Raw genomic sequence first — 26766 nt, forward strand, 5'->3', positions numbered from 1 at the left:
GCCGGGCTGCGAAGCGCTCGAGCAAATCCACGTGGCCCGAGACGATCAGCACGTCGCGCCGGGTCACCTTGGTGTCGGGCTGGGCATAGGTGAAGTCCTCGCCGGGGGATTTCACGCCCACCACCGTGATCCCGTACTTGGAGCGGACCTGGGACTCGGCCAGGGTGAAGCCCTGGGTCTCCTTGGGCGGGTACATCTTCACGATGGCAAAACCGTCGTCGAACTCGATGAAGTCGAGCATCCGCCCGCCGACCAGGTGGGCGGCGCGCACCCCGGCGTCCGCCTCCGGGTAGATCACGTGGTTGGCGCCGATGCGGGTGAGGATCTTGCCGTGCGAGGGCGTGATGGCCTTGACCCAGAGGTGCTCGATGCCCAGGTCCACCAGGTTCACGGTGATCAGCACGGAGGACTCGATCGAGGTGCCCACCCCGACCACCGCGGAGGTGAACTCCTGGGCGCCGAGCTGGCGCAGCGCATCGATGTTGGTGGCGTCGGCCTCCACCACGTGGGTGAGGACCGAGGCCCACTTCTGCACCAGTTCCTGGTTGCGCTCGATGGCCAGCACCTCGCGGCCCTGCTTGACCAGTTGCTCGGCCACCGAGGCGCCAAAGCGGCCCAGCCCGATGACCAGCACCGCGGCGTTGTGGTCCGTGTTTTTCTCAGCCAATGATCGGCCTCTCTTCGGGGAAGTGGTAAAGCTGGTTGCGCTGGCGCAAGGTCAGCGCCGCCGCAAGGGTAATCGTACCGATTCGGCCGGCAAACATCAGTGCGGAGAGCACGTACTTGCCCGCCGGCGGCAATTCCCCCGAAAGGTTGGTGCTCAGCCCCACGGTAGCAAAGGCCGAGATCGACTCGAAGAGCGCGCGCGAGAGGGAGGTCCCGCTGATGGCCAGCAGCGAGGCCGTGGCCAGCATCACCAGTGTGGCGCCCAAGACGATGACCGAGATGGCCACGCGCATGGTGCCCTCCGGGATGCGCCGGCCGAAGGCGCGCACGTCGGTGTCGCCGCGGGCCTCGGCGAAGATCGCCAGGAACATCACCGCGATGGTGGTGACCTTGATGCCGCCGGCCGTGGAGGCCGAGCCGCCGCCGGCGAACATCAGCGCGTTGGTCAGCAGCATCGTCACCTGGTGCATCTCGCCCTGTTCCACCAGGTTGAATCCGCCCGAGCGCGTCATCACGGAGGCGAAGACCGAGTGGATGACCTTGTCGCTGTTGGACATGTAGCCGATGGTGTCGGGGTTGGTCCACTCGGCCACCGCCCACAGCAGCGCGCCGGCCACCAGCAGCATCCCGGTGACCACCAGGGTGAGCTTGGCGTGCAGCGACCACTTCCGGGTGTTGAAGCGGTGGGCCAGGAGCACCATCAGCACCGGGAAGCCCAGGGATCCCAGGAACACCCCGAGCATCAGCGGCACCAGGATCCACAGGTCGGTCTCGTAGGGGACCAGCCCGTCGGAGTGCGGGGTGAATCCGGCGTTGTTGAAGGAGGAGACCGCGTAGAAGATCCCGTGCCACACGGCCTCGTCGATCGGTTCGCCCAGGATCAGGAAGCGCGGGATCAGCATCAGGGCCAAGGCCACCTCGATGGCCACGGAGGTGGTGATCACGATGCGCAGCAGCGAACCGACCTCGCCGAGGGTGGAGGCCGCGGAGGTGTTCATGGAGCTTTGCGCCAGCAGCTTGCCGCGCACCCCCAGCCGCTTGGACACCGCCAGGGAGAGCACCGAGGCCAGGGTCAGGATGCCCAACCCGCCGACGAACACCGCGATGATCATCACCAGCTGCCCAAAGAAGGACCAGTGCGTGGCGGTCGAGACGACGGTCAGTCCGGTGACGCACACCGCGGAAACTGCGGTGAACAAGGCATCGTAAAACGGCGTGGGCTCGCCGGTCGCGGAGGACACCGGCAGGGCCAGCACGGAGGTGAACAGTGAGATCACCAGGGTAAAGGTGAACAGGGCCAGGCGTGCGGGGGAGCGGACGGTGAAGTCGGACACCAGCCGGCGCCACTGGTCCAGGCGCAGGCGCCAGCGGGCCGGCGCGCCCGACTCGGTGCCCTGCCGTCGTGCTGGTTCGGAAAAGGGAGGCATTCCCATGTGATCTGCTCGGCTCCAAGACGTGGAAAACTTCGGTGCGGAAGCGCTGCCCCGCAGGATCCCACAATAAACCATGCCGCAGCGGGATCCTCCGGTGGCCCGCCGACGCGCTGGCGCGACCCGCGCCGGGCGCCGTGGACCTGCGTTGGCGGAGGTCACGAGGGTGTCTTGGCACACACCGGCGGTGCCGATCGCGTAGCCTGAAGGGGTGTTTGCCGCAAATGAGCCACTGCCCCCGACCCAGGTGATCTGGAGCGAGCAGATGATGGAGTACCGCTTTAGCGAGACCCATCCCATGCACCCGCTCCGGCTGGATCTCACCGCCCGGCTCTGCACGGACCTGGGCCTGTTCGAGCGCGCCAATCTCACCGTGGCGGCCCCGCCCGTGGCAACGGATGCGGAACTGGCCGCGGTGCACGAGCCGGCCTACATCGCCGCCGTCCACGAGGTCAGCGCCAATCCCCATGTGCCCAACGAGGCCCGCGGGCTGGGCACCGAGGACAACCCCGCCTACGCCGGGATCCACGAGGCCAGCGCCCGGCTGGCCGGGGGCTCGCTGCTGGCCGCCGAGGCCATCCTGGACGAGAGCGCCCTGCACGTGGTCAACTTCGGCGGCGGCATGCACCACGCCTCGGCCTCCAAGGCCAGCGGCTTCTGCATCTACAACGACGCGGCCCTGGCGATCCGGCGATTGCTCGACGGCGGCGTGCAGAAGGTGCTGTACATCGACGTGGACGCCCACCACGGCGACGGGACCGAGTCGATCTTCTGGGACGACCCGCGGGTCATGACCATCTCCATCCACGAAACGGGCATGTCGCTGTTCCCCGGCACCGGGTTCGCCAACGAGATCGGCGGGCCCAACGCACAGGGCACCGCGGTGAACATCGCCGTGCCCCCGCGCACCGGCGACGCCGCTTGGCTGCGCGCCTTCCACGCGGTCGTCCCGCAGCTGGCGGAGGCCTTCGGGCCGGAGGTGATCGTCTCCCAGCATGGCTGCGACGGGCACCGGGACGACGACCTGTCCAACCTCCGGCTGACCATTGATGCGCAGCGGCAGAACGCGCTGGACATTGCCGAACTGGCCCGCAGGCTCTGCGGCGGCCGCTGGATATCCACCGGCGGGGGCGGCTACAACACCGCCTCGGTGGTTCCGCGGGCGTGGAGCCACCTGGTGGCGGTCGCCTCGGGCAAGCCTGTCCCGCTGGCCACGCCGGTGCCGCGCAGCTGGCGCGACTACGTGCTTCAGCGCTACGGGATCCGCACCCCCGAATCCATGGGCGACAACGCCGAATTGTGGTGGCGCAGCTGGGAGGTCGGCTACGACCCGGCGGACCCGGTGGACCGCACCGTGATGGCCACCCGCAAGGAGATCTTCCCGCTGTTCGGGCTTGACCCCTGGTTCGATTAGGGCGCCCAAAGATGCCATCGCACGTATATGCGGATAGGGTTATGCGGTGGCTCATGATGATATCTTTTCCGCCCTGGCCGACCCCACCCGGCGCAGGCTGCTCGATTCCCTGCGCGAGGAGTCGCGCTCGGTCGGGTCCCTGGTCGAAGCCCTGGGCGTTTCCCAGCCGACCGTTTCCAAGCACCTGAAGGTCCTGCGCGAGGCAGGCATGGTCTCGATGCGCGCCGACGGGCAGCGCCGCTATTACGCACTGGAACCGGCGACGTTCCTGCACCTGCAGGCCTGGTTGCACGGCTTCGTTCCCCCTGCGCCAGCCCTGGGCCTGGCCCCCGAGATCTATGCCGATCCGCAACTGGGGTCGTACGAGGCGACCAGCCAGGCCACGGTGGCCGCCGCGCAACTCGGACGGACCGTGGGACGCGGACTGGAACAGGTCACCGGCCGCGCCCACGACTTCCTGGAGCGCCTGCCCAAGCCGAAGTTCGGCAGAAAGCGCTAGCCTTCCGCACCTCCTCCGCACGCGGAAATGCCGGCGCGAAATCATACACCGAAGCGCAAAAACATTACGCGAGCGTGCTCGATTGATGACGCCCGGTTGTGCCGACGGGACGCGGCCGTGGCATTCTCGACGTCTGGGGCAGCGTCGCCAGACATGGCGGCAGCGTGCCCTCGTGCCTGCCCCAAGTGATGAGGAGATAAGACTTGGACCAGCATCTAGCGACCATTCGCGACGAAGTGTTCCGTCGCAACCCCGGTGAAGCAGAATTCCACCAGGCGGTGACCGAGGTATTTGAAAGCCTCGAAGCGGTCTCGCGCAAGCATCCTGAATATGCCGAAGCTGCGATCCTGCAGCGTATGTGTGAGCCCGAACGCCAAATCATCTTCCGCGTGCCGTGGATGGATGACGAAGGCCGGGTACAGATCAACCGCGGATTCCGCGTTGAATTCAATTCCGCCCTGGGCCCGTACAAGGGCGGACTGCGCTTCCACCCCTCGGTGTACCTGGGCATCGTCAAGTTCCTGGGCTTTGAGCAGATCTTCAAGAACTCGCTCACCGGCATGCCCATCGGCGGCGGCAAGGGCGGCTCGGACTTCGATCCGCGCGGCAAGTCCGACGCCGAGGTCATGCGCTTCTGCCAGTCGTTCATGACCGAGCTGTACCGCCACATCGGCGAGTACACCGACGTTCCCGCCGGTGACATCGGTGTGGGCGGGCGCGAAATCGGCTACCTGTTTGGCCAGTACAAGCGCATCACCAACCGCTACGAGTCCGGTGTGCTCACCGGCAAGGGCATCAGCTGGGGCGGATCCCTGGTTCGCCCGGAGGCCACCGGCTACGGCGCGGTCATCTTCACCGACGAGATGCTCAAGACCCGCGGGGCCAGCTTCGACGGCCAGCGCGTCTCGGTCTCGGGTTCGGGCAACGTGGCCATCAACGCCATCGAAAAGGCCCAGGGGCTCGGTGCCCGCGTCGTGACTGCCTCGGATTCCGCCGGGTACATCGTTGACGAACGCGGCGTCGACGTCGAATTGCTGCGCCAGATCAAGGAAGTCGAGCGCGGGCGCATCAGCGAGTACGCAGTGCGCGCCAAGTCCAAGAAGGTGCACTACGTCGAGGGCGGCAACGTCTGGGACGTCGATGCCACCGTGGCGTTGCCGTGTGCCACGCAGAACGAACTGGACGCCAAGGATGCCAAGAAGCTGATCGACTCCGGCGTCGTTGCCGTGGCCGAGGGCGCCAACATGCCCTGCACCGCCGCAGCAACCTCGCTGTTCCAGGACGCAGGGGTGCTCTTTGCGCCGGGCAAGGCTGCCAACGCCGGCGGCGTGGCCACCTCCGCACTGGAAATGCAGCAGAACGCCAGCCGTGACTCGTGGAGCTTCGCCCACACCGAGGCGCGCCTTACCGAGATCATGGTCGGAATCCACGACCGCTGTGCCTCCACCGCAGACGAGTACGGCGTGCCGGGCAACTACGTAGCCGGCGCCAACATCGCCGGTTTTGTGAAGGTAGCCGACGCGATGCTGGCCCAGGGCCTCATCTAGGTAGCCGGCCCTCGAGCCGCGCGCCGAGGGGGCGGGGCAGTGCAGACGGGAACCTCCCATGGATCCGTCGGGACTGTCCCGCCCCCTTTGTCGTGCTTCATGACGAACTGTTTCGGGCATGCGAAGGGGCGCGTTTGTCATTTGCGTTGCACCGCTGTAAATTCTCAACCATGACTCAACGTTGGTATGCGTATTTTGTGTCGGCTCTGGAGGGGCCTAAGACGCGATAATTTCGCATACCCACCTTCAGAGCCGACAAGGGCCGCAAGCTATTGCTTGCCGGCCCTTCGCTATTTCCAAGATAGCGGCCCTGAAGGAATACGCAGCGAGATCTCCGGGGCCGCATTGAAACCACCAGGCCCCCCACCGCACGGCGCGGGGCTGAAACCGAGAGGCCCCAGACCATGAGCACCGCCATCGCCACCGAGACACAGCACCGCGCCAACACCAACGAGCGCGTCCTGGGGATCACCGAACTGCCGACTCCCGCGGAATTGGTCGCCGAGCTTCCCGCGGGCGATGCCCAGGGTTACCGGATCATGCGGGCGCGCCAGGAGGTCCGTGCAGTGCTCTCCGGGCTCGATGAGCGCCTGCTGGTCATCATCGGTCCCTGCTCGATCCACGACCCGGTGGCCGGGCTGGAATACGCCACCAGGCTCGCCACGGCGGCGAAGGAACACGAGGGCGAACTGCTGGTGGTGATGCGCAGCTACTTCGAAAAGCCGCGGACCACCGTGGGCTGGAAGGGCCTGGTCAACGACCCGCACCTGGATGGTAGCCACGACATGGCCGCGGGGCTGCGCACGGCCCGCGAATTCATGCTTGCGGCGGGCAACCTGGGCCTGCCGCTGGCCACCGAATTCCTCGAGCCACTCAGTGCCCAGTACCTGGCGGATCTCATCAGCTGGGGCGCAATCGGGGCGCGCACCACCGAAAGCCAGACGCACCGGCAACTGGTCTCGGGTTTGTCGATGCCCGTCGGGTTCAAGAACGGCACTGACGGATCGGTGCAGGTTGCCATCGATGCCTGCCAGGCCGCGGGCTCCCCGCAGTCCTTCCTGGGCATCAGCGACGACGGGCGTACCGCGGTGGTCAGGACCGCGGGAAACGAAGACTCCCACTTGATCCTGCGGGGAGGTGCCGACGGACCGAACTTCGCCGCCGAACCCGTGGCCGCCGCTTCGGCCGCGATGGGCAACGCGGGCATGAACCCGCGGTTGATTGTCGATGCCTCCCATGCAAACTCGGGCAAGTCCCACCTGCGCCAGCGGGAAGTCATCATCGAGCTGGCCGCCCGAATTGCCGATGGTGATCAGGCCATTGCCGGAATCATGGCCGAGAGCTTCCTGGTGCCGGGCGCGCAGAAACATGATCCGGATGCCGTGGAGGCGGGCTCGGACGTCCTGGCCGGACTGAACTACGGGCAGTCGGTCACCGACGCCTGCATGGGCTGGGATACCAGCGCCGAATTGCTGGCGACCCTTGCCGAAGCGGTGCGTTCGGCGCGTTAAATGCGCAAAATATGTTCCCCAGTATTAAATGGTGGTCCCGCAAAGCCGAGAATCGTTCACATTGGCCCCACGAGCCACTAAAGTGAGTCCCAAGGACATAGGGTATCTTGGGGTGTTGGCACAGACAAGGTACGTTCCTCAGTCTGTGCCAAGGCATGATTGCTATGTGAAATTGTCAGGAGAAACAGGGAATGGTCGAATCGCAAAACTTTGCCAGCGCGCGTTTCATGACGGTGGCCGAGGTTGCCGAGGTGATGCGTGTGTCAAAGATGACGGTTTACCGCCTCGTCCATTCTGGAGAGTTGCCGGCCGTGAGGTTTGGTCGTTCCTACCGTGTACCCGAAAACGCCGTGCAAGAGTACCTGCGGGCGGCCGGGTTCGGCTGGGACTCCAACACCGGCTAGCGCCGCCGAATTTCGCGAGTGGTCAGAATCTGCTCTAGAAGCAGGTAATCTGTTAAGGAACGTTTAACGTCCAGTTGGCTATTCTGGTGCTTTGGTGCCGAAGAAATAGTAGTCGGCAATCGAATCAGTTTGTGAGGAACCATTATGGGCTCTGTTATTAAGAAGCGCCGCAAGCGTATGGCCAAGAAGAAGCACCGTAAATTGCTTCGTAAGACCCGCCACCAGCGTCGTAATAAGAAGTAAATGCAGTTCCGGGCTTGCCCGGAATTAAGCATGTAAAAAGGTGCGTTTCCCTCTTGGGGAAACGCACCTTTTTGCATGGTGGGGAATGGGCCGTGGGCTGGCGTCTGGAATGTCAGGGGCGGCGGCGAAGAGCGCCGAAACTGCGCCACAGCCCCCAAAGGGCTCCCGAGATCCCCGCGGCCTTCAACCCGAAGGTCGCGGCCTTGCGTCCGGTCCGGAAATCGTAAACCGGCCAGTTCCGGTCCTTGGCATGGCGGCGCAAACGCCAGTCGGGATTGATGGCCACGGGGTGTCCCACCGCCTCAAGCATCGGGATATCGTTGTGCGAGTCGCTGTACCCCCAGCATTCGTCAAGGTCCAGCCCCTCCGTCAGGGCCAGGTCCTGGACCGCCTCGGCCTTCGCCGCCCCATGCAGGATCTCGCCGACCAGGCGACCGGTGTAGAGCCCCTCGACATGTTCCACGCTCGTGCCCAGTGCGCCACTGAGCCCGAGCCGGCGGGCCATCACCGAGGCGACCTCCAGCGGCGTGGCAGTGACAAGCCACACCCTCCGCCCGGCGTGCAGGTGCTGGTCGGCAATTGCACGGGTGCCTGGCCAGATTTTCGACTCAATGAATTCGTCATAAATTTCATCCCCGAGCGCAACCATATCCGCCACGGAGAACCCTGCGGCCATCAAGAGCGCACGGTCGCGGATGGCCTGAATGTCGCCGAGGTTCTCTCCCCGGGCCACAAAGCGCAACTGGTGGAGGGCAAACCATGCCACCTCACGCAGCCTAAATGCCCGTCGTTGATACATTTTTCGGGCTACGGCGAATAGCGATGCGCCGCGCATCATGGTGTTGTCCACATCGAAGAAGGCCGCGGTCGAGCTCGCGTGCACCGGCTCTTGCCCAGGGACTGAAACAGGGGAAAGGTTAGAGGGCATCCGCCCAGTGTATTGCAATCTTTTTTGGCGGGAGCGGTAGCGTTGGGGCATGAGCAGTGAGCAGACCCCGCGGGAAATTACGTTGTTGGTTCGGTCCGGATGCCATCTGTGCCTGGCCGCGATCGAGACACTCGATGAGGTCACCAGCCGGCTGGATTACACCTGGCAGAAAGTTGACATCGATCAGGACGCTGAACTCTTGGCACGCCACTCGGAAGAGGTGCCCGTGCTGTTGGTTGACGGACGGGTGCGGGACTTTTGGGTGATTGATGCCCAGCGCCTTGAGACCTTGCTGACCAGTTAGGGCGAGGCGTCGCATGAACTGGTTGATAAGTCATTAAGGTATCCAAGGAATTGAGTCAAAACAGAATGCCCACCGAGCGCGCCCCCGCAAGCAGCGAAGCAAACGTCCCGGCTGCCGACCCTCAGATCGAGCGTGGCCTGGTGCCCGACTTGACCGTGGAACAGGCGCCCACCGGTTCGCTGGGCAGGCTTCTTCCCGAAGCGACCCTTGCACGGTTGACCCAGTACCTGCGGGCACTGAACACCATGCAGACGCGCGGCGAGGCACGTACGTCATCAGGTGTCCTGGCCACGGAAGCGGGGGTTAATCCGGCGATCCTGCGCAAGGACCTTTCTCTTCTTGGATCTTATGGGACCCGTGGAGTGGGCTACGTGGTGACGGAGCTGGCCGAACATATCTCCAAGGCCATGGGGCTCCTGCGTCAGTGGCGCGTGGCAATCATCGGTGCCGGAAACCTGGGCCGTGCGTTGTCAGGGTATGGCGGATTCAGAAGCCGCGGATTCGAGATCGTTGCGCTAATGGATTCCTCACCGGAGGTTATCGGAAGCACAGTCGGGGACTTGCAGGTCCAACCCATTCTCGATCTCGACAAGATCCTCGAAGACACCGGCGCAAACATGGCCGTGCTGTCAGTTCCCGGGGCAGCCGCCCAGGACTTGTGCGACAAACTGGTGGCAAGCGGTGTACGAAGCATCCTGAGTTTTGCCCCGGTTGTGCTGCACGTCCCGGCAGGGGTCAATCTGCGCAAGGTCGATCTGGCCACCGAGCTGCAAATCCTGGCCTACCACGCACAAAACCTCGATTCCTAGGTGCCGGTCGAAGATCAGCCATCAGCCTTGAACACAAAATGGTCCGTGGGATCCAGCCGTTGCCGGCTCGATCCCACGGACCATTTTTAGGAGGCGCTGTTTAGCGGTATCCGGCCGCCCGCGCCGCCCGCCGCGCGGCAATAAACTGGCTGGAGGGGCGCAACCAAGCAAAGACCACGCCGGCCACGCCCAGAACGACCGAGAGGGCCATCAACACTCCGCTGCCAATGCTGAACAACGACAGGACTGCGAAGATCGTGGCGAAGATGCGTGCGACACCGCTTCCCTTGCGGACCATGAACGCAATCAGGACGTATAGCAACAAGCCGATCACCGCGAATACGATCGCCGTGGTCTGGATCATGGGGATTGCATCGGTGATGCTCATTCCCGCAGCCTCGAGCTGTTCCTCCAGCTCGGGAACTGCCTGGACCTGTTGCATGATCGCGGCGGTGCTCAAACCAAACACGGAGCTCAACAAGAATGCGACGCCTGCAGCCAGGATCGCCCAGAAAGAGGTGTCCAGCTCCTTGGGGCGGTGGGTGGGCATCTGGGGCGGTGCAAAGTTGCCCTGCGGGGGAACCGGGAATCCACCGGCGTATGGTTGCTGGCCATATGGCGACTGCGGTGGCTGCTGGCCGTAGGGGTTGTTCGCTGGTGCAGGCTGGCCATATGGGTTGGGGTTTTGGCCATACGGATTCGGCTGCTGTGCGCCGTACTGCGGCGGCTGGCCGTACGGGGCCTGCCCGGCAGCATTCGGATCTTGCGGTGCACGCTGTCCGTATTGCGGCGGTGCGGGGTCCTCGGACGGCTTCTCGGGATTCAGGGGATCATTTTCAGGGGTAGACATAACCTGCTCCTTGGGGTTGGAAAAGTACGGCTTATCCTCACGATATCGGTTCGAGATTGCTTTTCACCCCTCCCAAAGGATGGTTTTTCGTTTCGCCGGAAACTTTGGCCAAAGTCCCTACATGGGTCGGGCCTTGCAGGTTGCCTGAGGTGTTGGGTAAAGAGGCAGGGGCATTGCACCAACGGCGTCGGGGCGCGTCCAAGGGTCGGCCGCGTGGGCAAAATCAAGTATCCGGTTTAGGTAACGGAACAAAGATTTGAGACACTTAATTCATGTCGACTGCCACCGTTCACCTTCTGCGTCACGGCGAAGTGTATAACCCGGACAGGGTCCTTTACGGTCGGCTACCGGAATTCCACCTCTCCGATCTCGGCAACCAAATGGCCGAGCGGGCCGCGGAATACTTCACGGCCCAGCGAAACGCCGGTGCAAATATCACCCACTTGGTGTCATCCCCGCTCGTCCGGGCACAGGAAACGGCAATGCCCACCTCAGCGGCGTTGGGCCTGGAAATCGTGACAGATGATCGGATCATCGAGGCAGCGAACCGCTTCCAGGGGCTCTCCCAGATCAAGAACCGACTGAAGGAACCGAAGTACTGGTCCTACGTCGTAAATCCATTTCGTCCATCCTGGGGGGAACCCTACCGGGACCAGGTGGAACGAATGATGACCGCCATTGTGGAACACCGCGACCGCGCGGTGGAACTTGGCGGCCGAGGGGCGCAAGCCATTTTGGTCAGCCACCAGCTGCCCATTTGGGTTACGCGCCGCTCCGCCGAGGGCAAGGCCCTGTGGCACGACCCGCGGAAACGCGAGTGCACTCTCACCTCCGTGACTAGCCTGGACTTTGAAGGTGAAAGTCTGGTCGCAGTCCGTTATGCAGAACCTAGCGTGGACCTCTTGGCCAACGCTGCGAACATCCCTGGAGCTTGAGATCATGACCGATCCCATCTCGTCCCAAGCGAAGCGTTTGGGACGACGTACATTCTTGCGCGCTGCGGTACTTGGCGCCGCCGTGCTGCCGCTGGCGGCATGCGTGGGGGAGGAAGACCCCCTGGCCAAACAGGCGCGCGAAGGCAATAACAAGAATTACATTGCCGGTGACGGCTCGGTGGAGGAATACGGTCCGGACTCGCGCACGGCTCCGGTCGAGATCAACGCGGTGGCCTACGACGGAACAACTATCGATTCGGCCACCTGGGCTGGACAAGCCACCGTTCTGAACTTTTGGTACGCGGCATGCGCCCCGTGCCGCATCGAGGCCCCGCACATGGTCGAACTCAACAACGAATTCAAGGGCAAGGCCGAATTCATCGGCATCAACGTGCGTGACGAGAAGGAAGCAGCAGAGGCCTTCGAGCGCACCTTCGGAATCAAATACCCGTCGGTGCAGGACACGCAGGGCACGATTCAGCTCGCCATGACGAAGTACGTTCCGCTCAAGGCCGTGCCCACCACCTTGGTGCTCGACAAACAGGGCCGAGTCTCGGCCCGAATACTTGGTGTCGCCGACAAGCCCACGCTCAAGGCCCTAATCAATACGGCCCTTACCGAGTCGTTGTGATCAATTCAGTGTTGGCCGGCGCTTTGACGCTGCCTGCCCAAGGCAACCAGTTCGCCGAAATTGTCCAAGACGGATCCCTGATTCTCGCGGTTCCCGTTGCCGTCCTGGCGGGACTGGTCTCCTTTCTTTCCCCTTGCGTGCTGCCCTTGGTGCCGGGCTACTTGGGTTACGTCACCGGCCTGTCCGGTGCCGACCTTGCCGATCAACGGCGCGGGCGCATGGTTGCAGGCATTGGACTTTTCATCCTTGGCTTTACTACCGTCTTTGTCCTGGCGGGCGTGGTTTTCTCGCAAGTGGCTGCGTGGATGCAGTTCGAGGGTGCCTGGATCACTCAGGTCCTTGGCATTGTTGTGATCCTCATGGGCTTTGTTTTCATGGGCAGTTTTTCGTTCATGCAACGCGATGCGAAGATCCACCGGAAGCCACCGGCTGGCCTCTGGGGCGCCCCGGTTTTGGGAGTCACTTTCGGATTGGGATGGGCGCCGTGTATCGGACCCACCCTGGCTGCGGTACTGGCCATGAGCACGGGCGTCGACCCCAACCCCGCCAAGGGAGCTTTGCTGACGTTCTTCTACTGCATGGGACTCGGACTGCCATTCCTGTTCATTGCCATGGCGCTTCGCCGAGGCATGGGCGCAATGAAGTTCTTCCGCCGCCATCAACTCTCAATCATGCGCTTCGGCGGAGGCATGCTGATTCTCTTGGGAATCCTCATGGCCACCGGACTCTGGGGTTCATGGGTCACGCAATTGCAAGACTGGTTCGCCAACGAAGTGAAGTTGCCCATCTAATGAATAAGCCAGACATGAAAAAAGATGTTGCGGTTCCGGCCCTTGGATTCCTTGGGATGATTCGCTGGGCCTGGACCCAGCTCACCAGCATGCGCACGGCGCTCTTTCTGCTGCTGCTCCTGGCGGTGGCGGCAGTCCCGGGTTCGCTCTTTCCACAGCGCTCCATCAACCCGGAGCAGGTGACCACCTACCTGACCAACAAGCCGACCACCGGCGAATGGCTGGATCGCTTCCAGCTCTTCGATGTGTATTCCTCGGTGTGGTTCTCGGCCATCTACCTGCTGCTGTTTATTTCCCTCATCGGATGCATCTTGCCGCGCGTCAAGAAGCACGCCAAGGCGCTGCGCACACCGCCGCCACGGACACCGTCGCGGCTGAATCGCCTGCCCCAAAACGGCAGCTTCAGGATCCAGTCTGCCGAAGAATCCGGCGCAAGCGACGAACGGGTTGTCCGGGACGTTGCCAGTCTCCTGAAGAAGCGCGGATACCGTTCCGAAGCCCGGCCCGGGGGCTCCAATCCTTCGGTCGGCGCCGAACGTGGGTACAGCCGGGAAATCGGCAACCTCCTGTTCCATATTTCACTGGTTGGCCTTTTGGCCTCGGTGGGCGTCGGCGGTGCCTTCGGCTACAACGGCCAGCGGGTCCTCGTGGAGGGGGAGACCTTCGTGAACTCGCTGGTTTCCTACGACTCCTTCAAGCCTGGAACCCTGTTCCGCGAAGATTCGCTTGACCCCTACTCGGTCAAACTCGATAAGTTCAACATCACCTTCGACCGGGAATCCACCACGCACTTCGGCCAGCCGATCGACTTCACGGCCGAGGTTGAGACCCGCCGCAGTCCGGACGCCGAACCCGAAAAGGAAAAGCTCCGGGTGAACCACCCACTGCGCATCGATGGCGCGGACATGTACCTGGTCGGCAACGGATACGCGCCGGTCGTCACGGTCCGCGACGGCGACGGCGACATTGCCTTCAGCGGCCCGGTGGTCTCGGTTCCGCAGGATGGCATGTACACCTCCCTGATGGTCATCAAGGTTCCCGATGCGAAGCCGGAACAACTTGGATTCCAGGGATTCCTGCTTCCCACGGCCATGACCGATGAAACAGGGTTTGCCATTTCCGGGGACCCGAACGCGATCAACCCGCAGCTGCAGCTGAACTCCTTCTATGGGAACCTGGGGCTGGACAACGGCACGCCTCAAAACGTCTATGTGCTGGAAACCGACGAGCTCGAGGAACTGAACAACAGAAACCTTGACGCCGGTGGCATCGTGCTTGGCGCCGGTCAAACGTACGAGCTGCCCGACGGCAAGGGGAGCATTTCCTTTGACGGTCTCAAGCGCTTCATTGGCGTGGACATCGCCTACGACCCGAGCAAGCGTCCCGTGGCGATCTTTGCTGCACTTGCCCTGCTGGGACTGGCGATCTCGCTCTTTACCCCACGCCGCCGTGCCTGGGTGAAAATCAGGACCACTGTTGACGGCTCTGGCCGTGAAGAGCGGATAATCGAATACGGACTGCTGGCCCGTGGTGAAGACCACCGCCTCGAATCCGAAGCCAAGGAGTTGCGTAAGCTTCTTGAGCAGCAATGGCCCGCCGTTGAGCGAGCCGGAGTCTAGGAGACCCTATGGAAAACGACATGCCCACGATCAACGTGGCCTTGGGACAGTACAGCGACCTGTTCATGTTGCTGGCCGCAATCGTCTACGCCTCGGCCTTCGTCGCCTTCGCGTGGGACCTTGCAAAGTCCAGCAAGCTCATCCAGGAGATCGACGCCGCCACACTTGCGTCCGAAAAGAAGACCCTGGTTGCGGCGGGTGCCATCGATTCCCCTCCGGCGGGCAGCTCGGCAAACGAGCTGGTCAATGACTCCATGGACTACACCGTCGCCTCCTCGAAGCGCATGGCGGCGAAGGTTGCGGTGTCCCTGACCTGGCTCGGCGTGCTCATGCAGGGCTTTGCCGTGGCATCCCGCGGAGTGGCGGCCGCCCGCGTGCCGTGGGGCAACATGTACGAATTCCTGTCCACGGGCTCCTTCCTGGTGGCCCTTGTGTTCTCTCTCGTGCTGCTGAAGAAGGACCTGCGCTTCATGGGCACCTTCGTCATCGGCCTGGTCACCGTGATGCTGTGTGGTGCCACCATGGGCTTCCCCACGCCGGTTGCGCACCTGGTGCCCGCCCTGCAGAGCTATTGGCTGATTATCCACGTTTCCATCGCGGTGCTGGCCTCGTCCCTGTTCACCATCACCTTTGCCATGAACGTGCTCCAACTGGTCCAGCACTCAAGGATCGATGCATTGGCCGCAGGCAAGGCCGACAAGATGCCATTCATGCGCCTGGCGCCGGGTGCAGCTGCCCTGGAGAACTTTGCGTACCGCATCAATGCCGTGGCATTCGTGATGTGGACGTTCACCGTCATGGCCGGCGCGATCTGGGCGGAGGCCGCGTGGGGCCGCTACTGGGGGTGGGACACCAAGGAAGTCTGGAGCTTTGTGATCTGGGTTGTCTATGCCGGATACCTGCACGCCCGCGCGACGGGTGGCTGGACCGGTGCACGCTCGGCCTGGTTGAGCATCATCGGCTACCTCTGCATCGTCTTCAACTTCACCATCGTGAACATCTACTTCAACGGTCTGCACTCGTACGCCGGCCTCTAAGCCTGCCGCAAGAAGCCTGGTGGCCTCGTACCCGTAACGACGGGTCCGGGGCCACCGGTGCGTTCTGGAGGCCCGGGCTCCGGGTGGACGCCGGTCACGGCGGAGAACCCTGCCGGCGGCGCACCGAGACCCCGTGTGGGACTTTCCGGGGGTGGGCGGCATGTCGCTCACCTGGGATCGTGACCGACCTCACCGTGGAATGTTGTGCAATCGGCGGCGTTCAGGCAACGAAATTAGTGCAACATAGCCCAATGTGGCCCGGATATGCCGGAATTCTCGGGAAGTTCACCTAGTTGACCGCTCGATTAGGTGGCTGGGCAATCCACTGTTATTGTTGTATCTACCGACGCGGGGTGGAGCAGTTCGGTAGCTCGCCGGGCTCATAACCCGGAGGTCACAGGTTCAAATCCTGTCCCCGCCACAAAGAAACAGCCTTTGTTCCTGATTCAGGAACAAAGGCTGTTTGCATTAACGAACAGACCCAAAGTCGGGGACCGGCAGACGTGTCGTCGACCGGTTCGACATAGAGCCCCGCGGGCTCGAGCCGGGGCGCCAAAGTCGTTGCCGGGCGAAATTCGAATTCTCCTTCGAAGGCACCCGCCCGTCGCGCCATCTTGCCGTGGTGCCCGAAATGGCATGAAGGCGATTCCTTGCCCAAATCCAATTTCGGCTGCTAGGCTCGGCATTTGTCGACCATCGCTGGTGGCCGGCTCACCAACAATCCCGCCCGCGGGAACCGCTCCGGAACGAAGGGAAGAGGACCATGTCGAATCTGAAAATGATTAAGCCCAGTGTTCTTTCCCTGCGCGTTTTTGCTGGCCAGCAAAAGCAAGAAGAAGTCCGTCGGTTGCCCCGTTTGTAGATCCCTGCACGCCAGCAGGACACAAAACCCCGCAACCGCACCGGTTCGGGGTTTCTTTTTTGGATCCGATCGTTTCCCCGAATCTTTCGACCCGCCCTGAGTCTTCAGGCCGGAACAAGCCAAGCAGAAAGAGAATTCGTGGAGACCATCAACAGCCGGCTCAAGAACTGGGCGTCCATCTTGGACGAGAAGACCCGTGAGCAGGCAATCACCGCCTCGAAGATGCCCTTCGTCTTCCCTCACCTCGCCCTGATGCCGGATGCGCACCTCGGTAAGGGGGCCACCGTCGGCTCGGTGATCCCCACCCTCGGGGCCATCATTCCGGCCGCCGTTGGCGTGGATATCGGGTGCGGCATGATCGCCGTGAAAACACAGTACGGCGCGCACCAGCTCCCCACGGACCGCAAGCCGCTGCGCGAGGACATCGAACGCGCGATTCCCCTCTCCGCTGGCAGGTACAACCGAAAGGTCGTGGCCACGGCCGCACCCAGGATCGCCGAGTTGAAGGCGCTTGCGGCTGAGGCCGGGTTCGATCCGGGGAGCTATGCGGGGAACTGGGAACTTCAGCTGGGAACCCTCGGTTCCGGTAACCACTTCATCGAAGTCTCTCTGGACGAGGATGAGAACGTCTGGCTGTTCCTGCATTCCGGTTCCCGGGGGATCGGCAACAAGATCGCTTCCAAGCACATCAAGGTGGCCCAGCAGGTGGCCAAGAGGTACTGGATCAATCTTCCGGACCCGGACCTTGCCTACCTGGTGGAGGGAACCGACGAGTTTGCTGCGTACATCCGGGAATTGCGGTGGGCCCAGCATTTTGCGCTGCTCAACCGCGAGGAAATGATGGACCGTGTCATCCGCCAGTTCGGCGAATGGGTCGGCGGAGAGGTGCGGGAACTTGAACGGATCAACTGCCACCACAACTTCACGGAAAAGGAGACCCACTTCGGCAAATCGGTGTGGCTCTCCCGGAAGGGCGCCATCCGTGCCCGTGAAGGCGACCATGGACTGATTCCGGGATCGATGGGCACCGCCTCATACGTGGTCGTGGGGAAGGGCAACCCCGTTGCCCTGGACTCCTCTCCGCACGGCGCCGGTCGCGAGTATTCGCGCTCGGCGGCACGCAAGGCCTTCAGCCTCGAGCAGTTGCGCGAAGCTATGGCGGGGATCGAGTACCGCGACACGGATGCCTTCATAGACGAGATCCCCGGCGCCTACAAGCCCATTGACCAGGTCATGGAAGATGCGGCCGAGCTGGTGCGGGTGCAGCACAAGCTGCGCCAGATCATCAACGTCAAGGGCGATTAAAAAAATGGTTGGGTGGGCCACGGAGTCCGTGGCCCACCCAACCATGGGGCATTGCCGGTGGGCTTTTTACCTACGGCGTATGCCGCGGTGTGTCTTCCGTGGGGTTGCCACCTTCGTCACGGGGCTTGTCGCCGGGTTTGCCTTCTTCGCGCAATTTGCGCTCCAGGGCCTCCAACTCGGCTTCCTTGCGGCGCAATTCATCCTCACGCGCCTTGTTGCGACGCTGCCGCTCGAGCTTGCGAAGGAACTCCGGATCGTCGTCCGGGGCACCCGTGGCGCCCTGTCGCGACTCTGTCGCTCGCGCATCGGAAGTATTCTTGGGCCGACCCAGCCAGAACCACAGCCCGGCCCCGATCAGCGGAAGCAAGACGATCGCGGCCACCCAGCCGGCCTTGGGCAGCGAACGGACCTCGTGCGGAGGCGTACGCACGCATTCGATCAAGGCATAGATGGTTACCGCCAGTGCAACCAATGCCAAAAAAATAAAGTTCCTGACCATAGTGACAGTCTAGTGAATTTATCTGTGTTCTGGCTGCGTCTAGACTGTATGGGTGCAGTTCTTCAAGTACACCGTGATTCGGCTGGCCCTGTTCTTCGTAGTATTCCTTCCACTCGTAGTTCTCCTGCGCTGGCCCATTTTCACTGCGGGCCTGGTCGCATTGTTGATCGCCTTTGCGCTGAGCTACCTCTTCCTGAACAAATTGCGCCTGGCGGCCAACACCGACGTGCAAAAAATGTTCAACTCCAAGGGGCCCAAGAAGTCCAAGCAAGACTTGGACGATGAGGCTGCGGAAGACCGTTTCCTGGACGGCGAGAAGTAACTTTTCGCATCAGCGCGACCGGGGCCCTGCGTTACACGCGGCCGCGTCTAGGGCCCCCCGTGGCATTAACGCCTGTCTTGCGCCGTCCGGGCCCCTAGCCGGAAGTCGCTTCGAGCTGCGCCGCCAGCAGCTCCCGGGCGTGGGCCAGATGGCCATCCAACACGTTGGCCGCCCCCTCGGGATCGCCTGCCGCGATCCTTTCGAGGATGGCGGCATGCTCGGCGGCGATCTGGGCGGTGTCGAGTAGCTCCAGTGACTGTACGCGGGTCATGCAGAGCCTGACCTCGCCCAATAATGACCGGTACATCGCGCTGGTCCGCTTGTTTTGCATGGCGTCGACCAAGGCGGTGTGAAACATCATGTCTGGTTCGATGATGTCCGTGGCCGGCCGCGACGTGCGGGCGGTGATATCGGCATTCGCGCTGACAGCCGCCGGCGGGACGGTGGTGTTCCTGGCCAGGCGTCGCACCACCTCGGATTCCAGGTACGCCCGGGCGAAATAGATGTCCCTGACCGAATCGGCGCCCAATGTCTTGACCCGCGCAGTTTTGTGGGCGCCGCGCTCCAGGAGTGATTCCGATACCAGCCGCTCGATGGCGGCCTTGGCGGTTGGCCTGGCGACGTCATAGTTCGCGGCCACCTCCGCTTCGGTCAGGGCAGCGCCCTGTGTGAGCTCGCCCTGGTAGATCCGCCGACGCAGGTCCGCGACGATTGCGTCAATGATGGACAGGGCGGTGACGCGTTGACTCATGCGGGCGGATCCTTTGACTTGCGGGCAACCGGGACATTAATCGTGACAGATATTCTCGAACACGGCTTGAATGACAAGTGTACTTGTTAGACAATATTCGAGTTGGTACGTTTCGGGTCCCAGGGGCTTGGCACATTTGCCGGCGTATTCTTATCCGATGGAACGGAAGAGCCATACCTTGATTTCAACGCTGCGCAGTGCACTAAGCCATGACAACCAGCTCACCGAACGCGCCATCGACCTGCACGCCTATGCCAACGACGCCTCCCACTTCCTGCTGACGCCGCGGGCCGTGGCGATCCCGAACGATGGCGCCGAGGTCGGCGCCCTGCTCAGGGCCAGTGCCGAACTCAACCTTCCGCTGACGTTCCGTTCGGGCGGGACCTCGCTCTCAGGACAGGGGGTCACCGACTCGCTGCTGGTCGACGTGCGCAAGAACTTCAAGGACATCGAGGTCCTGGACAACGGCGAACGGGTGCGCGTCCAGCCCGGAGTCACGGTGCGGGCGCTGAATGCGCGGCTGGCGCTTTACGGGCGCAAGTTCGGGCCGGATCCGGCCTCCGAGGCTGCCTGCACCGTTGGCGGCGTGGTGGCCAACAATTCCTCGGGAATGCACTGCGGAACCGTCGACAACGTCTACCAGACCCTCGAGTCCCTGGTCATCGTGCTGACCAGCGGAACCGTGGTGGACACCGGTGCGGCCGACGCCAACGAGAAACTGCGGACGCTGGAACCGGATCTCTTCGAAGGCCTCGAACGCCTGGCCAAGCGGGTGCGCACCAACGCCGAGTCGGTGGCAACCATCAAGCACCAATTCTCCATGAAGAACACCATGGGCTACGGACTGAACTCGTTCCTCGACCACCAGGATCCCGCCCAGGTGCTGGCACACCTCATCGTCGGTTCCGAGGGAACACTCGGTTTCGTCGCGGAGGCGACCTTCAGGACGCTGCCGGTGCACAAGCACGTCACCACGTCGCTGATGGTCTTCGACGACCTGTTCTCGGCCAACGAGTCCCTCGAGGCACTGGTCGAATCCGGCGCCGCGACCGTGGAACTGATGGATTCGCTTTCGCTGAGGGTCGGGCAGAGCCTGCCCGGAACGCCGCAAATTGTCAGTGACCTCGCGGTGCAATCGCATGCCGCGCTTTTGGTCGAATACACGGCAACAAGCGCCGAAGAGTTGGCCGATCGCCAGGCGCGGGGAATGTCGCTGGCCAACTCTCTCAAGCTCAGTGCTCCGGCGCAATTCAGCCCGGACGCCAAGATCCGCGCCCAATTGTGGAAACTGCGCAAGGGGCTCTATGCCTCCGTGGCTGGCGCCCGAACGCAGGGGACGACGGCCCTGCTCGAAGACGTGGTCGTTCCGGTTCCCGCCCTGGCCAGGACCTGCGCCGAGCTTTCGGTGCTCTTCGACCGGTACGGCTACGAAAACTCCGTCATCTTCGGCCACGCCAAGGACGGCAACGTCCACTTCATGCTCACCGACGGATTCCACACCACGGACCAGATCCGGCGCTATTCGGCATTCACCGAGGACATGGTCGACCTGGTGCTCGGGGAGGGCGGATCGCTCAAGGCCGAACACGGCACCGGCAGGGTGATGGCTCCCTACGTGCGCCGCCAATACGGCGACGAGCTCTACGGCGTCATGCGCGAGCTCAAGATGCTGCTGGATCCCGCCGGGCTGCTGAACCCCGGGGTCATCCTGGACGAGGACCCGCAGGCCCACCTGCGCCACATCAAGGTCACCCCGGCCGTGGACCCGGAAGTCGACCGCTGCGTGGCCTGCGGCTACTGCGAGCCGGTGTGTCCCTCGCGGAACCTGACACTGACCCCGCGCCAACGCATCGTCACGCTGCGCGCCATCGAGACCGCACGGCTGGCAGGCGACACCAAGCTGGTCGCCGAGCTGGAGCAGGACTACTCCTACGAGTCTCTCGACACCTGTGCGGTGGACGGCATGTGCCAAACCGCCTGCCCGGTGGACATCAACACCGGCACCCTGGTGAAAAAGTTGCGCGCCAAGAACGCCAACAAGGTCGAAGGGGCCGTCTGGGGCGCCGCGGCGCAGCACTGGTCGGCGGTGACACAGGGGGCAGGCAAGCTGCTGGGCGTCGCGGACAAGGTGCCGCTGCCGCTGGTGCTCGGCGCCAACAAGGTCGGCCGCGCGGTGCTGGGGGAAGACACGCTGCCGCTGTATTCAGCCGAGCTGCCCGCCGGAGGCACCAAGCGGGCACGCCCGGCACCGGCCGGCGACCCGGTGGCGGTCTACTTCCCCGCCTGCGTGAACACCATGTTCGGGCCCGCGGACCCGTCGCAGGCCGGGATTCAGGAAAGCTTCGGCGCCCTGGCCCAACGGGTCGGCGTTGAACTGCTGGTCCCCGAGGGCATCGACTCGCTGTGCTGCGGCACCCCGTGGTCCTCCAAGGGGATGGAAACGGGACATGCGTCCATTCGGGAGCGCACCGTCGCGGCCCTGCGCGCCGCCAGCCGCAACGGCGAGCTTCCGATCCTCTGCGATGCCTCCTCGTGCACCGAGGGCCTGCGCCACAGCATCGAAGCCGAAGAGATCCCGGCGGGCGGCAAGCCGCTGCTGCGGATCATCGACGTGGTGGACTACACCGCCGAACACATCCTGCCGCTGCTGCCCGAGGGGCGGAAGGTGGCCTCCCTGGCGTTGCACCCGACGTGTTCCTCCACGCGCATGGGGCTGAACCCGGCGCTGCACACCGTCGCCGAGGCCGTGGCCGAGACGGTGCAGATCCCGGAGAACTGGGGGTGCTGCGCGTTCGCCGGGGACCGCGGGATGCTGCACCCCGAGCTCACCGCCTCGGCCACCGAGGTGCAGGCCGCCGAGGTCCGTGCCTTCGGCGCGACCGCGCATGCCTCGTGCAACCGGACCTGCGAGCTGGGCATGACCCGGGCGACGGAACAGCCCTACGAACACGTGCTGGAATTGCTGGAGCGCGCCACCCGGCCCTAGCGCGGGGCGATGCCCGCAGACATGTTGCAGGCATCGCCCCGCCGGGGCCGTGGCGGATGTGGCGGGCACGGACCTGGCTGGTCCACCGGAACGATGTCACGGCTACGATGAAATAATGCCCGGCACCACCGCAGCCCGGCCCCCCTGGTTGCGGTTCCTCCGCCGAACCCGCTCCCGAGAGGCGATTTTCCGATGGATGTCAAGCACCAACCCAAGGGCTCCAACCGGGCCCGCTCTTCCCTTGACTGGTATGCCGTCGGGAAGGGCTGGATTGTCACGGTTGGACTTTGGCTTGGCCTGGCCCTGGCGCTGGCCGTGTACTGGGATGCGGGGTCGGACGAGCATTACAGCGGGCAGCTGGACCATGTCGATTTCTGGCCGTTGTTTGCCGCGGCGAGCCTGGTCGTGGCGCTGTTGGCCGGGCTCCCGCTGGCACTGCTGCTGGACCGGCTGCTGCGCAGGGTGCAGGTTCCCTGGCTGCATGTGGCGGCGTTCTTCGTCTTCTTCACCTTGCTGCCGGCGGGCCTGTTGATCCGGTACGCCGAGATCGTGGAACCATACCCGCTCGCCTTCTGGGCAGTGCTGGGTGCCTGCGCGGCCATCGGCAGGGCCGCGGCCTTCCTGAGGGGCCGTGCCTTCCGCAGGCCGACCACCTGGGCCTGACGGCAGGCATTCACACGCTCCGGCCGGCGGTATGCAACAGGCCCTGCCGCATTCGCGGCAGGGCCTGTTGCCGGGACGGGGAGGGGAGCCGGCCGGCTCCCCAGGGGATCAGGCCAGAGCCTTCTCCATCACGATGGCGACGGTGAACAGCGCAGCGTAGGCCAGGTTGATGATGCCGGTCTGCTTGAGCACCGGGATCAGGGCCCCCGGTTCGTGGTTGCGCAACACGGTCCAGCAAGGCGCCAGGCCCAGCGGCACGGTGAGCAGGATCAGCCACATCCAGGGGTGCGTCGACACCATGACCAGCGGCAACAGGATGGCAAGGGCGAGCATCATCACGTAGCTGATGCGTGCGGCGGGATCGCCCAGCCGCACGGCGAGCGTCATCTTGCCGACGTCCCTGTCGGTGGGGATGTCGCGGATGTTGTTGGCCATCAGCAGTGCGGTGGCGATGAGCCCGGTCCCCACGGCCCCGAGGTATGCCGGAAGCGTGAGCTGGTGCGCCTGGGTGTAGGTGGTTCCCAGGGTGGCCACGAGGCCGAAGAAGATGAACACGAAGACCTCGCCCAGCCCCCGGTAGCCGTAGGGGTTCTTGCCGCCGGTGTAGCCCCATGCCGCAGCGATTGCCGCGACGCCGACCAGCAGCAGCGGCCAGGAGGCGGTGTACACGACCAGGAACGCTCCGGCGATGCCCGCGAGGCCGAAGCAGGCGAAGGCGGCGTTGCGGACCGCATGCGGCTTGGCCAGTCCCGATCCGGTCAGCCGCAGCGGGCCCACCCGGACGTCGTCGGTGCCGCGGATCCCGTCGGAATAGTCGTTCGAGTAGTTCACCCCGATCTGGAGCAACAGCCCCACCACCAGGGCCAGCAGGGCCTCGAGCCAGGCGAGCTTTCCCGTGACGTCCACGGCGGCCGCCGTGCCGATAATCACCGGGGCAATCACAATGGGCAGGGTCCGCAAGCGTGCGCCCGCAACCCATTGGGCAATCGTAGCCACCATCAATCCTCTCGCTGCTTCCAAAAACCTGCAGTCCCCATTCTCTCCCGCCCGTTGACAGGGGAGAAATTCCGCCGGCGGAGGCGGGAGCCGCTAGAGCGAGACGACCAGCAGGGTTGCGGCGAAAACGATGCCGGAGGCGATCAGCACGATCGTGGTGTAACCGAGGATGTCGCGCATCTTCAATCCCGCGATGGCCAGCAGCGGCAGGGCCCAGAAGGGCTGGATCATGTTGGTCCACTGGTCGCCGTAGGCAACCGCCATGATCGGGATGGCCGGATCCACGCCCAGCTCCGCGGCGGCGGTGAGCATGATCGGCGCCTGCACGGCGAACTGCCCGCCGCCGGAGGGGACGAAGAAGTTCACCAGCCCGGCCGAGAGGAACGCCAGCACCCCGAAGGTCTGCGGCGTGGAAATCGACACGAACACGTCCGAGAGCACCTGGATCAGCCCGGTGCCGGTCATGATGCCCAGGATCCCGGCGTAGAGCGGGAACTGCAGCAGGATCTCGCCGACGTTCGACGCCGCGTGCTTGGTCAGCGCCATCAGCTCGAAGGGACTGCGCACCAGCAGCAGGATCAGGGCCAGGAAGGACCAGTTGACGATGTCCAGGGTCAGGGTGCCGCCGGTGGAGAAGTGGATGGCCAGGTAGGCCAGCAGCATTGCGCCCAGCAGCAGCGTGGGCAGCCGGCTGGCGTCCAGGCGGTCCGCCGGCGTGCTGACCTCGTCGTCCACGGCTACCAGGCCCTCGCGGGCGTCGGTGGCCAGTTCCACGATCTTGTCGTTTCCGCGCGGGGCCACCAGGTACAGGGAGAAGGCAACCAGGACGATGGTGGCCACGGTGGCGATCATGTTCCACGAGGAGAACGTCGTCTCCGAGGTCGACAGCGGGCCGCCGAGCTGCTTGGCTATGAACGAGTCAGGGGTGGCGGCGGTCAGCGGCCCGGAGCCGGAGTAGCCCATGTGCCAGACGACGAACCCGGCGAATCCGGCGGCCACGAGCATCGGGAAGTGGAAGCGGATGCCGCGTTCCCGTCCCTGGGCGGCGACCTCCCGCGCCAGCAGCCCGCCCACCACGAGCCCCAGTCCCCAGGTGACCAGGGATGCCACGGCGGCCACGAGGAACACGAACAGGTAGCCCTGGAGCGCGGTCTTGGGGATGCGGCCCAGGAAGCGCAGGAGCCTGCGCACGGGCCGGGTGTTGGCCAGGATGAACCCGAGCATCAGCACCAGCGCCATTTGGGTGATGAAGGCCAGCAGCCCGGAGAGCCCGTCTCCCCAGCTTTGCACGATGAGCAGCGGGCTGGACCCGGTGACCAGCAGCGCGAGGACGGCGACGATGAAGGTCAGGGCAATCGCGAAGACCAGGGCCGAGGGGATGAATCGTTCGACAAGGTTGTTGACGGGCCGCATGGCCCGGGAGATTGCTGTTCCACCTTGCGGTGCGGCGGTTTTGCTCATGAACTGACACCTCTTCGTGTGAATCCGGCGGGGTCAGCCAGAAAATGGACGCTGACCAGTGATGTTTCCCACGTTACGACAGAAGAGCTGGTTTCCCCGGCCGCATGCCGGCCGGGCGGTGAGCGTGTCGCCGGCTCCCGGGCGGGGCCGCGGGCCGGTCAGTCCGAGGGCGCGGCCAGCCGCGAGGCGAGCTGCATCCGGTCGTACTTGCCGTTGGGCAGCAGCGGCAACGCCGGCAGGTTGAGCACCCGCCGGGGCACCGCAACCGCACCGAGCGACCGGCGCACCGCGTCGGCCAGGGCCTCCGGGGAGCAGTTGCCCACATAGGCGGCACCGATCTGCTGGCCCCACTGTGCATCGGGCACCGGGACCACTGCCACCGCCTCGACCCCGGGAACCGCTTCGAGGACGTGCTGGACCTCGGCGGCGGAGACCTTCACCCCGCCGGTGATGATCACGTCGTCCGCGCGTCCTGTCACCGAGAGCACGCCGTCGTTGAAGCTGCCCAGGTCGTCGGTCGCATACCAGCGCACGCCGGAGTCGTCGACGCTGAAGTGCCTGGAGGTCAGTTCGGGGTTCCCGAGGTAGCCCGAGGCGATGGTGGTCCCACCCAGCCAGATCCTGCCCCCCACGGTCTTCACCCGGACCCCGGGCAGGGCGCGGGCGTTGTAGACGCAGCCGCCGGCCGTCTCGCTGGAGCCGTAGGTGAGGTGGAGCTTGAGCGAATGCCTGGCCGCCTCCTCCAGCACTGCCCGCGGGGCGCGTGCCCCGCCAAGCAGGATCGCGTCGAAGCGCTTGAGCGTCGCCAGGGTTTGCCCCGTCGGCTCGGTGAGCAGGCGCTGCAGCTGCGTGGGAACCAGGGAGACGAGCCGCCGCGAATCGGTCAGGGCGGAGGCTGCCTCGTTGAACCCGGCCGCGTCGAAGCCGGTGTCCAGGTCCATGGCCCAGGGCCGGGTCCCCGCGTACAGGCTGCGCGTGAGCACCGCCAGCCCCGCCACATAGTGCAGGGGCAGGGCCAGCAGCCATTGGCCCTCGAACCCCAGGTACTCGGCCGTGGCCATGGACGAGGTGGCCAGGGCCTCGACCGACAGCGCGGTGCGCTTCGGGGTGCCGGTGGAGCCCGAGGTGCGCACCACCGCGGCGATGTCCCGGAGCCCGTCAAGCTCCGCGACGGGCACCGGGTTCACGAGATAGCCGTTGTTGGTGGCACCGGGCAGGATTTCCACCGCCGGTCCGTCCCCGTTGAGCGAGGCGGACAGGGCGGCGAGCGCGGAATCGGGGTTCATGGGCGGCTGGATTCCTT

26 protein-coding genes and 1 tRNA gene are annotated in these 26766 nt (G+C 64.3%); 18 read left to right on the forward strand and 9 right to left on the reverse strand.

The window, feature by feature from the left end:
* Together AC6CHY_RS14005 and AC6CHY_RS14010 are read right to left on the reverse strand one after the other, a co-directional pair.
* Positions 1-634 (reverse strand): potassium channel family protein (locus tag AC6CHY_RS14005; RefSeq protein ID WP_498227172.1); only part of this gene is annotated, 634 nt, incomplete at its 3' end.
* Positions 635-659: 25 nt separating this feature from the next.
* Positions 660-2099, reverse strand: coding sequence for a TrkH family potassium uptake protein (locus tag AC6CHY_RS14010; RefSeq protein WP_217390269.1), 1440 nt, complete (start codon positions 2097-2099; stop codon positions 660-662).
* Positions 2100-2361: 262 nt separating this feature from the next.
* Between AC6CHY_RS14010 and AC6CHY_RS14015 the strand changes: the two genes are divergently transcribed.
* The 6 genes from AC6CHY_RS14015 to AC6CHY_RS14040 all read left to right on the forward strand — a co-directional run bounded on the left by AC6CHY_RS14015 (position 2362) and on the right by AC6CHY_RS14040 (position 7714).
* Positions 2362-3510 (forward strand): acetoin utilization protein AcuC, encoded by a 1149-nt coding sequence (locus tag AC6CHY_RS14015; protein ID WP_217390359.1) that lies wholly within the window; start codon positions 2362-2364, stop codon positions 3508-3510.
* Between the two features lie 46 nt (positions 3511-3556).
* Positions 3557-4009: an ArsR/SmtB family transcription factor gene (locus AC6CHY_RS14020; RefSeq protein WP_498227107.1), complete on the forward strand. Its 453-nt coding sequence runs from the start codon at positions 3557-3559 to the stop codon at positions 4007-4009.
* Positions 4010-4212: 203 nt separating this feature from the next.
* Positions 4213-5556 (forward strand): NADP-specific glutamate dehydrogenase, encoded by a 1344-nt coding sequence (gdhA, locus tag AC6CHY_RS14025; protein WP_217390275.1) that lies wholly within the window; start codon positions 4213-4215, stop codon positions 5554-5556.
* Positions 5557-5960: 404 nt separating this feature from the next.
* On the forward strand, positions 5961-7067 hold the full coding sequence (locus tag AC6CHY_RS14030) for a 3-deoxy-7-phosphoheptulonate synthase (protein WP_217390278.1): 1107 nt from the start codon (positions 5961-5963) through the stop codon (positions 7065-7067).
* Positions 7068-7258: 191 nt separating this feature from the next.
* Positions 7259-7471, forward strand: coding sequence for a helix-turn-helix domain-containing protein (locus tag AC6CHY_RS14035; RefSeq protein ID WP_217390281.1), 213 nt, complete (start codon positions 7259-7261; stop codon positions 7469-7471).
* Positions 7472-7615: 144 nt separating this feature from the next.
* On the forward strand, positions 7616-7714 hold the full coding sequence (locus tag AC6CHY_RS14040; RefSeq protein WP_003792170.1) for a 30S ribosomal protein bS22: 99 nt from the start codon (positions 7616-7618) through the stop codon (positions 7712-7714).
* A 112-nt stretch (positions 7715-7826) separates the two neighbouring features.
* On the opposite strand, the gene AC6CHY_RS14045 is transcribed toward AC6CHY_RS14040, so the two are convergent.
* Positions 7827-8642: an HAD family hydrolase gene (locus tag AC6CHY_RS14045; RefSeq protein ID WP_498227108.1), complete on the reverse strand. Its 816-nt coding sequence runs from the start codon at positions 8640-8642 to the stop codon at positions 7827-7829.
* A 49-nt stretch (positions 8643-8691) separates the two neighbouring features.
* On the opposite strand from AC6CHY_RS14045, the gene AC6CHY_RS14050 reads away from it, so the two are divergent.
* Together AC6CHY_RS14050 and AC6CHY_RS14055 are read left to right on the forward strand one after the other, a co-directional pair.
* Complete coding sequence (locus tag AC6CHY_RS14050; RefSeq protein WP_217390287.1) at positions 8692-8946, forward strand: glutaredoxin family protein; 255 nt, start codon at positions 8692-8694, stop codon at positions 8944-8946.
* Between the two features lie 65 nt (positions 8947-9011).
* Entirely contained in the window at positions 9012-9755 is a 744-nt protein-coding gene (locus AC6CHY_RS14055; RefSeq protein WP_498227109.1) for a redox-sensing transcriptional repressor Rex, read from the forward strand.
* 100 nt (positions 9756-9855) lie between these two features.
* Here the strand turns inward: AC6CHY_RS14055 and AC6CHY_RS14060 are convergent, their stop codons facing one another.
* Entirely contained in the window at positions 9856-10605 is a 750-nt protein-coding gene (locus AC6CHY_RS14060) for a hypothetical protein (protein WP_498227110.1), read from the reverse strand.
* Positions 10606-10877: 272 nt separating this feature from the next.
* Between AC6CHY_RS14060 and AC6CHY_RS14065 the strand changes: the two genes are divergently transcribed.
* The 7 genes from AC6CHY_RS14065 to AC6CHY_RS14095 all read left to right on the forward strand — a co-directional run bounded on the left by AC6CHY_RS14065 (position 10878) and on the right by AC6CHY_RS14095 (position 17785).
* Positions 10878-11540: a histidine phosphatase family protein gene (locus tag AC6CHY_RS14065; RefSeq protein WP_498227111.1), complete on the forward strand. Its 663-nt coding sequence runs from the start codon at positions 10878-10880 to the stop codon at positions 11538-11540.
* A gap of 4 nt (positions 11541-11544) precedes the next feature.
* Positions 11545-12171 (forward strand): TlpA family protein disulfide reductase, encoded by a 627-nt coding sequence (locus AC6CHY_RS14070; protein ID WP_217390294.1) that lies wholly within the window; start codon positions 11545-11547, stop codon positions 12169-12171.
* Entirely contained in the window at positions 12171-12962 is a 792-nt protein-coding gene (locus tag AC6CHY_RS14075) for a cytochrome c biogenesis CcdA family protein (protein ID WP_498227173.1), read from the forward strand. Before AC6CHY_RS14070 ends, AC6CHY_RS14075 begins: the two co-directional genes overlap by 1 nt.
* Positions 12963-12976: 14 nt before the next feature.
* Positions 12977-14581, forward strand: coding sequence for a cytochrome c biogenesis protein ResB (gene resB, locus AC6CHY_RS14080; RefSeq protein ID WP_498227112.1), 1605 nt, complete (start codon positions 12977-12979; stop codon positions 14579-14581).
* 20 nt (positions 14582-14601) lie between these two features.
* Entirely contained in the window at positions 14602-15618 is a 1017-nt protein-coding gene (gene ccsB, locus AC6CHY_RS14085; protein WP_498227113.1) for a c-type cytochrome biogenesis protein CcsB, read from the forward strand.
* 347 nt (positions 15619-15965) lie between these two features.
* Positions 15966-16039, forward strand: a tRNA-Met gene (locus AC6CHY_RS14090).
* A gap of 579 nt (positions 16040-16618) precedes the next feature.
* Positions 16619-17785, forward strand: coding sequence for an RtcB family protein (locus tag AC6CHY_RS14095; RefSeq protein ID WP_498227114.1), 1167 nt, complete (start codon positions 16619-16621; stop codon positions 17783-17785).
* Between the two features lie 70 nt (positions 17786-17855).
* On the opposite strand, the gene AC6CHY_RS14100 is transcribed toward AC6CHY_RS14095, so the two are convergent.
* Positions 17856-18284, reverse strand: a complete 429-nt coding sequence (locus AC6CHY_RS14100; protein ID WP_217389279.1) for a PLDc N-terminal domain-containing protein — start codon at positions 18282-18284, stop codon at positions 17856-17858.
* A gap of 52 nt (positions 18285-18336) precedes the next feature.
* Between AC6CHY_RS14100 and AC6CHY_RS14105 the strand changes: the two genes are divergently transcribed.
* The gene (locus AC6CHY_RS14105) at positions 18337-18606 is read left to right on the forward strand and encodes a DUF4229 domain-containing protein (protein WP_217389280.1); all 270 of its coding nucleotides are present in this window, start codon (positions 18337-18339) and stop codon (positions 18604-18606) included.
* A gap of 94 nt (positions 18607-18700) precedes the next feature.
* Here the strand turns inward: AC6CHY_RS14105 and AC6CHY_RS14110 are convergent, their stop codons facing one another.
* Positions 18701-19357 carry a GntR family transcriptional regulator gene (locus AC6CHY_RS14110; protein ID WP_498227115.1) on the reverse strand — a complete coding sequence of 219 codons (657 nt, stop codon included), beginning with the start codon at positions 19355-19357 and terminating at the stop codon, positions 18701-18703.
* Positions 19358-19514: 157 nt separating this feature from the next.
* Here AC6CHY_RS14110 and AC6CHY_RS14115 point away from each other — a divergent pair, with 157 nt between their 5' ends.
* Together AC6CHY_RS14115 and AC6CHY_RS14120 are read left to right on the forward strand one after the other, a co-directional pair.
* The gene (locus tag AC6CHY_RS14115; protein ID WP_498227116.1) at positions 19515-22343 is read left to right on the forward strand and encodes an FAD-binding and (Fe-S)-binding domain-containing protein; all 2829 of its coding nucleotides are present in this window, start codon (positions 19515-19517) and stop codon (positions 22341-22343) included.
* 192 nt (positions 22344-22535) lie between these two features.
* The gene (locus AC6CHY_RS14120; RefSeq protein ID WP_498227117.1) at positions 22536-23006 is read left to right on the forward strand and encodes a hypothetical protein; all 471 of its coding nucleotides are present in this window, start codon (positions 22536-22538) and stop codon (positions 23004-23006) included.
* A 108-nt stretch (positions 23007-23114) separates the two neighbouring features.
* Here the strand turns inward: AC6CHY_RS14120 and AC6CHY_RS14125 are convergent, their stop codons facing one another.
* The 3 genes from AC6CHY_RS14125 to AC6CHY_RS14135 all read right to left on the reverse strand — a co-directional run bounded on the left by AC6CHY_RS14125 (position 23115) and on the right by AC6CHY_RS14135 (position 26749).
* A complete protein-coding gene (locus AC6CHY_RS14125; RefSeq protein WP_217389284.1) occupies positions 23115-24002 on the reverse strand; it encodes a 1,4-dihydroxy-2-naphthoate polyprenyltransferase in 888 nt (295 codons plus the stop codon).
* A 93-nt stretch (positions 24003-24095) separates the two neighbouring features.
* The gene (locus AC6CHY_RS14130) at positions 24096-25463 is read right to left on the reverse strand and encodes a short-chain fatty acid transporter (protein WP_217389285.1); all 1368 of its coding nucleotides are present in this window, start codon (positions 25461-25463) and stop codon (positions 24096-24098) included.
* A gap of 158 nt (positions 25464-25621) precedes the next feature.
* A complete protein-coding gene (locus AC6CHY_RS14135) occupies positions 25622-26749 on the reverse strand; it encodes an AMP-binding protein (protein WP_498227118.1) in 1128 nt (375 codons plus the stop codon).
* Positions 26750-26766: the final 17 nt, after the last annotated feature.

The sequence above is a fragment of the Paeniglutamicibacter sp. GQ140 genome (assembly GCF_059759235.1).